9 protein-coding genes are annotated in these 7034 nt (G+C 64.2%); 6 read left to right on the top strand and 3 right to left on the bottom strand.

The window, feature by feature from the left end; genetic code table 11:
• Positions 1-11 precede the first annotated feature (11 nt).
• The 4 genes from AUR64_RS00360 (at position 12) to AUR64_RS00375 (ending at position 3094) form a co-directional block, all read left to right on the top strand.
• Positions 12-383 (top strand): helix-turn-helix domain-containing protein, encoded by a 372-nt coding sequence (locus AUR64_RS00360; RefSeq protein WP_058579964.1) that lies wholly within the window; start codon positions 12-14, stop codon positions 381-383.
• A 104-nt stretch (positions 384-487) separates the two neighbouring features.
• Complete coding sequence (thrC, locus tag AUR64_RS00365) at positions 488-1798, top strand: threonine synthase (RefSeq protein WP_058579965.1); 1311 nt, start codon at positions 488-490, stop codon at positions 1796-1798.
• Between the two features lie 122 nt (positions 1799-1920).
• Positions 1921-2574, top strand: a complete 654-nt coding sequence (locus tag AUR64_RS00370) for a hypothetical protein (RefSeq protein WP_058579966.1) — start codon at positions 1921-1923, stop codon at positions 2572-2574.
• A 112-nt stretch (positions 2575-2686) separates the two neighbouring features.
• Entirely contained in the window at positions 2687-3094 is a 408-nt protein-coding gene (locus AUR64_RS00375) for a hypothetical protein (RefSeq protein ID WP_058579967.1), read from the top strand.
• Between the two features lie 6 nt (positions 3095-3100).
• Here the strand turns inward: AUR64_RS00375 and serA are convergent, their stop codons facing one another.
• On the bottom strand, positions 3101-4720 hold the full coding sequence (gene serA, locus AUR64_RS00380) for a phosphoglycerate dehydrogenase (RefSeq protein WP_058579968.1): 1620 nt from the start codon (positions 4718-4720) through the stop codon (positions 3101-3103).
• 236 nt (positions 4721-4956) lie between these two features.
• Here serA and AUR64_RS00385 point away from each other — a divergent pair, with 236 nt between their 5' ends.
• Positions 4957-5667, top strand: coding sequence for a DUF7504 family protein (locus tag AUR64_RS00385; RefSeq protein ID WP_058579969.1), 711 nt, complete (start codon positions 4957-4959; stop codon positions 5665-5667).
• Here the strand turns inward: AUR64_RS00385 and AUR64_RS00390 are convergent.
• The gene (locus AUR64_RS00390) at positions 5664-6095 is read right to left on the bottom strand and encodes a hypothetical protein (protein ID WP_058579970.1); all 432 of its coding nucleotides are present in this window, start codon (positions 6093-6095) and stop codon (positions 5664-5666) included. The two genes, AUR64_RS00385 and AUR64_RS00390, sit on opposite strands and share 4 nt — an antisense overlap.
• Before the next feature lie 152 nt (positions 6096-6247).
• Between AUR64_RS00390 and serB the strand changes: the two genes are divergently transcribed.
• Complete coding sequence (gene serB, locus AUR64_RS00395; RefSeq protein WP_058579971.1) at positions 6248-6895, top strand: phosphoserine phosphatase SerB; 648 nt, start codon at positions 6248-6250, stop codon at positions 6893-6895.
• A gap of 2 nt (positions 6896-6897) precedes the next feature.
• Here serB and AUR64_RS19695 read toward each other — a convergent pair.
• The coding region (locus tag AUR64_RS19695; RefSeq protein WP_205628342.1) for a PLP-dependent transferase at positions 6898-7034 on the bottom strand (137 nt) is incomplete at its 5' end.

Genomic DNA, 7034 nt, shown 5'->3' on the forward strand with positions numbered 1-7034 from the left:
ATACATCGCTCATGGCCGACACACCCGAGATGGAAGACCTCGTCCGAACCGACGACCCCGGTTTCGGACAGGTTCTCGCGTGCGTCTTCGGGGTTCAAGAACACGAGAGTCGAACGTATCTCGTCTTGTTGGAGTATCCGGGAAGCACCGTCGCCGAACTCGCCGAAGAACTCGACCGCGACCGAAGCAACGTCAACCGTTCGTTGATGACGCTTCTGGAGAAAGGACTCGCCGACCGACAGCGTCGCCTGCTCGACCCCGGTGGCTACGTCTACCAGTACACCGCGACGCCGCTGCCGGAGGCGAAGACGATGCTCCACGACGCACTCGACGAGTGGGTCGAACTCGTTCACGGGCGCATCGACGAGTTCGGCGACGAGTAGCCTCCTCGGTTCTCGTCGAGTACTCGTCGACCGACGCCGATTCGCCCGGCAGGATTGCCCCCGAACCTTCGGACTTTTCCCTCCACAGCGTTCAGCCCATAGCAATGAGTCTGAAGCTCTCACAGGAGTCACAACGGGTCCCCGAGGTGGCCGACGACGGCATCTGGCTGGAGTGTATCGAGTGCGGCGAGACGTTCGCGCCGTTCGAGGCGGTTCGCTACACCTGCGACGACTGCGACGGACTGCTCGAAGTCCGATACGACGACCTGCCGACGTGGGACGATTTCGAGAACGACGAACGCGGCGTCTGGCGCTACAACGCCGCACTGCCGTTCGAGGAGGGTGTAAGTCTCCCGGAGGGCGACACGCCGCTACACGAAGTACCGCGTCTGGAGGAGTCGGTCGGCGTCCACCGCCTCCGCATCAAACACGAGGGGATGAACCCGACGGGGAGTTTCAAAGACCGAGGGATGACCGTCGGCGTCCGCGTCGCCGAGGAACTCGGTGTGGACCGCCTCGCCTGTGCCTCTACCGGAAACACGAGCGCCGCACTCGCCGCGTACGGTGCCCGCGCCGGACTGGAGACGCTCGTCCTCCTTCCCGAGGGCAAGGTCGCCGCGGGCAAAATCGCACAGGCGAGTCTCCACGGCGCGCGGATTCTGGAAGTCGACGGCAACTTCGATAGCTGCCTCGACATCGTGCAGGACCTCGCCGCCCGCGGCGAAGCCTACCTCCTCAATTCGTTGAATCCCTTTAGGCTCGAAGGTCAGAAGACCATCGGTCTCGAAATTCTGGAGCGATTTTACGCCGACGAAGGGAGATACCCCGATAGAATCGTCCTCCCCGTTGGCAACGCGGGCAACACCGCTGCACTGTACAAGGCGTTCCGCGAACTCGTCGCCAGCGGTGCGTTGCACCCGCGCGACGTGCCGAAACTAACCGGCGTGCAGGCCGAGGGCGCAGCGCCGATGGTCGAAGCCATCGAGAACGACGCCGACGAGGTCCGCCGCTGGAACGAGGTGGAAACCAAGGCGACTGCAATCCGCATCGGCAACCCGGTCAACGCGCCGAAGGCGCTCCCCGGAATCCGCGAGACGGGCGGGACTGCCGTTTCAGTCTCCGACGAGGCAATCACCTCCGCCCAGCGTGCGCTCGCACAGGAAGGAATCGGCGTCGAACCCGCCTCCGCGGCTTCGGTTGCCGGACTCCAGAAACTACGGAATCAGGGCGTCGTCGAGGCCGACGAGGACGTGGTCTGTCTCACCACCGGCCATCTCCTGAAAGACCCCGACGCCGCGTTCGAGGCGGGCGACGACCCCGAACCGGTGCCGAACGACACCGACGCGGTGCTCCGTCACCTCGAAGGCCGGAGCGGCGGCGTCCTCTCGAAGCTGACGAGTCGCTTCACTCGCTGACAAACCAGCAGACGGGACACTCTTGCGTTCCTGTGTGAGTCAGACTGGTGTCTGACTCGGGTTTTTCCCAACTGCGCTGTCTACCTGCGTTTATGCCGTTATCGGGCTTTCCAACGGGCAGTGTGAGCAAACCGAGGGACCGAACGTACCCGGTCGAGGAGTACCGGGAGAACCGAGAGCATGGTGAATCTCGGCGGCCTCAGAAACAGCAGGAACATCAGGGGCGAACGTCTCGGCCACGTCGTTACGACGCGAAACCGAACCGTCTGCCACATCGGACCACCGAATCCGTCGACGTCGTCGCTAGCCGGAGTCCAGTAGACCGCCGGACTGCGTCCGACGACGTCGTCGACAGCAGGACCGCCGACGAGTCCGACGGCTACGAACGCAACCGGTCGCCACCGGTCGCAGTCTCGTCGACGTCCGATTCGGGCACCGTTCCGGCGAGACGGAACTCCGCCACTTCGTCACCGCGCGTCGAACCGTCGGAGACGGCGCTCGACCGACTCGAAGCGGCCGAGACACGCATCCGCCAACTGGAGTCGGAAGTCAAAGAACTCAGACGTACACAAACCGTCGTCGACGTCAAACCACGGACGAAACGCCGACACAGTGGTTCCTCGAAGCGTACCGGCCGAAACAGCACTCGAACGTCGGGCGGAAGTCCGAAACCGCTCCGTGACCGAAACGACGACAGAAATCTGCTGCCGAAGCAACGGAGCGGTCTCCTGCCGAAGAAAAACGACAACCTCCTCCGAAAGCTGTTCTGGCCCTGAACGGTCGGCGGTCCTCGCTGACCCTCCAACGAAGGTGAGAGTCCACCGTTCGAGAATACGTGTGACAGCAGTCTGACGCAGACTTTTGTCACTCAATGACATACCCAGAAACGTGTCGCTCTCCGACCTCCCGACTGGTACAGTCAGCGAACCGACCTCCCGAACGTATCCCTCAGACGCGTCGATACAGCGGCTAAAACGCCTGCCGAGACCCGACGGCGGGTTCGACGAGCAACGCTCGATTCGACCATCTTCACAGCGACAGCCGTCACGGAAACACGAAGACGGCGGCACTACGAACGTCGACCTCTCGTCCGAGACGACCGAGCAACACCGTCTCGAAGCGTTGCAGGCGCGTGTGCGGCAACTCGAAGCGGAACTCGAACACGTCGAGTCCGAGCGACAGGCGGTCATCGACCACTACGAAGGGTTGTTGCGAGAACAGCGAATCCGCCGCGAGACGCGTCGAACGAAACGCCAAGGAAACGAACACCCCATCCGGCGACTGCTCGGACTCTGAGTCTGGTTACTCCGCGGCGAGGTCGAGTCGGCGTGCTTCCGCGTCGCCGTTGAGAACGATGGTGCGGACGCCGATAATGCGGTCGTCAGCCAGAAGCGCCTCGGCGGCCTCCTCGGGAACCGCCGAGTCGAGGTTGTAGACGGTCAGCGCCTCGCCACCGCGCGTCTCGCGGGCGTTGAACATCCCCGCGATGTTCACGTCGTGGTCGCCGAGAACGGTGCCGATGAGGCCGATGACGCCCGGTTTGTCGTAGTTGCGAGCGACGAGCATGTGTCCGTGCGGGACGGCGTCGACGCGGTAGCCGTCGATACGGACGATGCGGGGTTCTTCGCCCGCAAAGAGCGTGCCGCTGACCGAGAGCGACTCCTCGCCGTCGCCGACGGTGACGGTGACGAGACTCTGGAAGTCCGCGCTCTGTCTGCTCTTCTTCTCGGTCACGTCGATGCCGCGTTCTTCGGCGAGATGCGGCGCGTTGACCGCGTTGACTTGCCATTCGAGGGGTTCGAAGACGCCTTTGAGGCCGCTGGCGGTGACGAGGTCGACGTTCTCGGCGGCGATGTCGCCGTCGTAGGCGACTTCGATTTCGGAGACACGTTCGCCGAACACCTGCGCGGCGATTTTGCCTGCGGTCTCGGCGAGGCCGATGTACGGTTTGATGCGCGGGAACGCTTTCTCGTCCACGGAAGGTGCGTTGAGCGCGTTGAGGACGGGTTCCTCGTCGAACGCCGCCAGCACCTGTTCGGCGGTGTCGACGGCGACGCTCTCTTGGGCGGCTTCGGTCGACGCCCCGAGGTGTGGTGTGAGAATAATGTCGTCGACGTCGGCGAGCGGCGAGTCCGAGGCGAGCGGCTCCTCTTCGAACACGTCCAGCGCCGCGCCGGCGACGGTGCCGTCTTCGACGGCAGCGGCGAGCGCCGGTTCGTCGATGATGCCGCCGCGGGCGCAGTTGACGATGTAGCCGTCGCCGAACGTCTCCAGTTCGTCGTCGCTTATCATCCCGCGGGTCTCGGGCAGAAGCGGCGTGTGGATGGTCAGGAAGTCCGCACGGGTGAGACAGGCGTCGAGTTCCTCGACGAGTTCCGCGCCGAACTGGTCGGCGCGCTCCTCGGAGATGTAGGGGTCGTAGACGACGAGGTCCATGCCGAGGTTGCCGAGGCGTTTGGCGACTTCTTGGCCGACGCGGCCGAAGCCGACGATACCCAATGTTTTGCCGTTGACTTCGGTGCCGAGGTAGTCGCTTTTGGCCCACTCGCCGGCTTTCAGGCGGACGTGCGCCTGCGGAATCGAGCGGGCGGCGGCGAACGCCATGGCGACGGTGTGTTCGGCGGCGGCGCGGACGTTCCCTTCGGGTGCGTTGGCGACGATGACGCCGTGGTCGGTGGCGGCGTCGATGTCGATGTTGTCGACGCCGATACCGGCACGGCCGACGATGACGAGGTCGGAGGCAGCCTCGAACACCTCGCGGCTGACGTCGGTTCCGGAACGGACCACGAGGGCGTTCGCGTCGGCGACGGCCGAGAGCAGTTCCTCGCCCGCTACGTCGTAGGCGGTTTCGACTTCGTGACCCGCCTCGCGGAGTCGTTCGAGACCGGCGTCAGCGATAGGGTCGGTGACCAGCACCTTCATGACTCTACGCTTCTTCGGATAGCGGTTAAGGGTTTCTTCACAGGCATGCTTGGCGAAGGCCGAAACGGGGGGCTAGATGTGCACAGGTGTGCCCATTTCGAATCGCAATACCGGGCGAAGAATTCGGCGACGTGCATCGCCCGTGTCGACGAACACCGGGGAACGGACGTACCGGGACGACTCGCGGAGACGACCCGCCGGATTAACAAGTGATGCGTTCCCAGCGAGGGTATGATGTGGAGGGGACGAACCGAATGTCGGTGATGGGAACGCCGCTGGAAGCCATCACCGTCGAACCCGGAACCAGTCTCCTCATCTCCGGGCCGACGCTCACGGGCAAGCGACGACTGCTGTACGAACTGCTGGCGTCGGCACCGCGACGGCGAGAGCGCGCGACGATACTCACGACGACCCGCAAACGTGCCGACACCATCGCTCGCGAGTACGAGGCCGTCAGCGGTGGTGGCGATGGCGGTGCCGGCCGTGCCGAGAGAAGCGGCGGTAGCGACGAACTCGCCATCGTCGACTGTGTCGGCCGCCTCAGCGGCTTCGACCCTGACCGCGAGCAACCGAACCGCCGGTACGTCTCCAGTCCCGGCGACCTGACCGGCGTCGGCATCGCGGTCACCGAGTTCATGCGACGGCAGTACGAGGCGGGGACCGAAACCCGAGTCGGCGTCCACTCGTTGTCGACGATGCTGATGTACACCGAACTCCGCCGACTGTTCCAGTTTCTGCACGTCCTCACCGGGCGTATCGCCAACTGCGAGTTCTCGGGTGTTTTCGTCGCCGACGACGACGTGGTCGACGACCGCGATTTTGCGATTCTCAAACAGCCGTTCGACGCCGTACTCGAACTTCGGGAGACCGACGACGGGCGCGAGTACCGCATCCGCGGCGAGTACGACGGGCCGCGGCGGTGGACGACGCTCGACACCCGATTCTAGAACTCGTCGAGATACTCGAAGGCCGCGTCGACGAGCGGCGAACGCCGGCGCTCGAACGTGGCGATGATGCCCGACCACTCGCCGGTGGGGTAGATAGCGAGGATGGCGTTGTCGAACCACCGGAGCGTCGCGTTCAGTTCGCCATAGTCGTCCAACTCGGTGTCGCTTCGGGGGTCGGCGAGACCCTTCAACACGAACGTTTTGATACGACGCTGAATCTCCTCGTCGGAGAGGCTGGCTTCGAGGTCCTCACGGAGATACAGAATCTCGTGGTCGTCGCCGTCGTAGCGCCCGACTGCACGGAGTCCCTCCGGGTTGTCCTCGCGGAGTGCGGCCACCAGGTCGCGGAGCGGTTCCGACGGCGTCTCCCCGTCGTCTTCCAAGTCGGCTTGGATGTCGGCTTCCACGTCTCGGAGGGAGTCTACCATAACCTATCTGCTGACGTGAAAGTACATAACTCCATCTCCCGGGTCCGGGCGCGGCGCTGGGGGAAGGGGTCAGACCGCGCGACGACTCACCGGCGCTCGCAAAAACGGACGCCGGCGGAAGGATTCAACACCTCTGCGCGTAACAGAGAGATATGAAACTCGTCGCGTTCGACTTCGACGGAACGCTCTCGGACTCGGAGATGACGGTGCTGCTCGGCAAACAGAAAGGCGTCGCCGACCGGATGGCCGACATCACCGAGCGAGCGATGAACGACGAAATCAGCTACGCGAAGAGCCTCTACGACCGCGCGGCGCTGCTCGAAGGTCTCGAAGAAGAGCGCGCACAGGAGGCGTACGACGAGGTGACACTCCGACCGGGCGCGGCGAAACTCATCCGCCGACTCAACGAGTACGGCCACCACACCGCCATCCTCACCGGCGGGTTCGAACGCGGCGTCGAGTCCGCACTGGAAGCCGAAGGGGTCGAGGTAGACACCATCGTCGCCAACCGTCTTCCGGTGAAAGGTGGCCGCCTCACCGGCGAGGCAGAAGGACCGCTCATCGAGGGGACGAAAGACCACGAACTCGAACGTCTCGCCGACGAACTCGACGTGAAGATGAGCCAGACCGTCGCCGTCGGCGACGGCGCGAACGACCTACCGATGCTCGAAGTCGCCGGCTTTTCGGTCGGCTTCCTCCCGAAAGACGCGGTTCGCCCCGCCTGCGACACCATCGTCGCCTCGATGTACCGACTGGGGAAGGTGTTCGAGGGGCGGAACATGCTCCGACCCGAGAAGTGAGGTCAGTTCGTCGCCGTCTCGATAGCCTGCGCTAAGTCGGCGAGGATGTCTTCGGGGTCTTCGATTCCCACGGAGAGTCGAACCATGTCGTCGGTGACGCCCGCCGCTTCCTGCTCTTCGGCGGTGAGTTGTTGGTGGG

Source organism: Haloprofundus marisrubri (genome assembly GCF_001469955.1).
In the GTDB taxonomy this organism is placed as follows: domain Archaea; phylum Halobacteriota; class Halobacteria; order Halobacteriales; family Haloferacaceae; genus Haloprofundus; species Haloprofundus marisrubri.

What these genes read in the sequence shown, in the direction of transcription:
- serA (WP_058579968.1), bottom strand. Translation starts at nt 4,720, where the DNA reads ATGAAGGTGCTGGTCACCGACCCTATCGCTGACGCCGGTCTCGAACGA.
- AUR64_RS00360 (WP_058579964.1), top strand. Translation starts at nt 12, where the DNA reads ATGGCCGACACACCCGAGATGGAAGACCTCGTCCGAACCGACGACCCC.
- serB (WP_058579971.1), top strand. Translation starts at nt 6,248, where the DNA reads ATGAAACTCGTCGCGTTCGACTTCGACGGAACGCTCTCGGACTCGGAG.
- AUR64_RS00390 (WP_058579970.1), bottom strand. Translation starts at nt 6,095, where the DNA reads ATGGTAGACTCCCTCCGAGACGTGGAAGCCGACATCCAAGCCGACTTG.
- thrC (WP_058579965.1), top strand. Translation starts at nt 488, where the DNA reads ATGAGTCTGAAGCTCTCACAGGAGTCACAACGGGTCCCCGAGGTGGCC.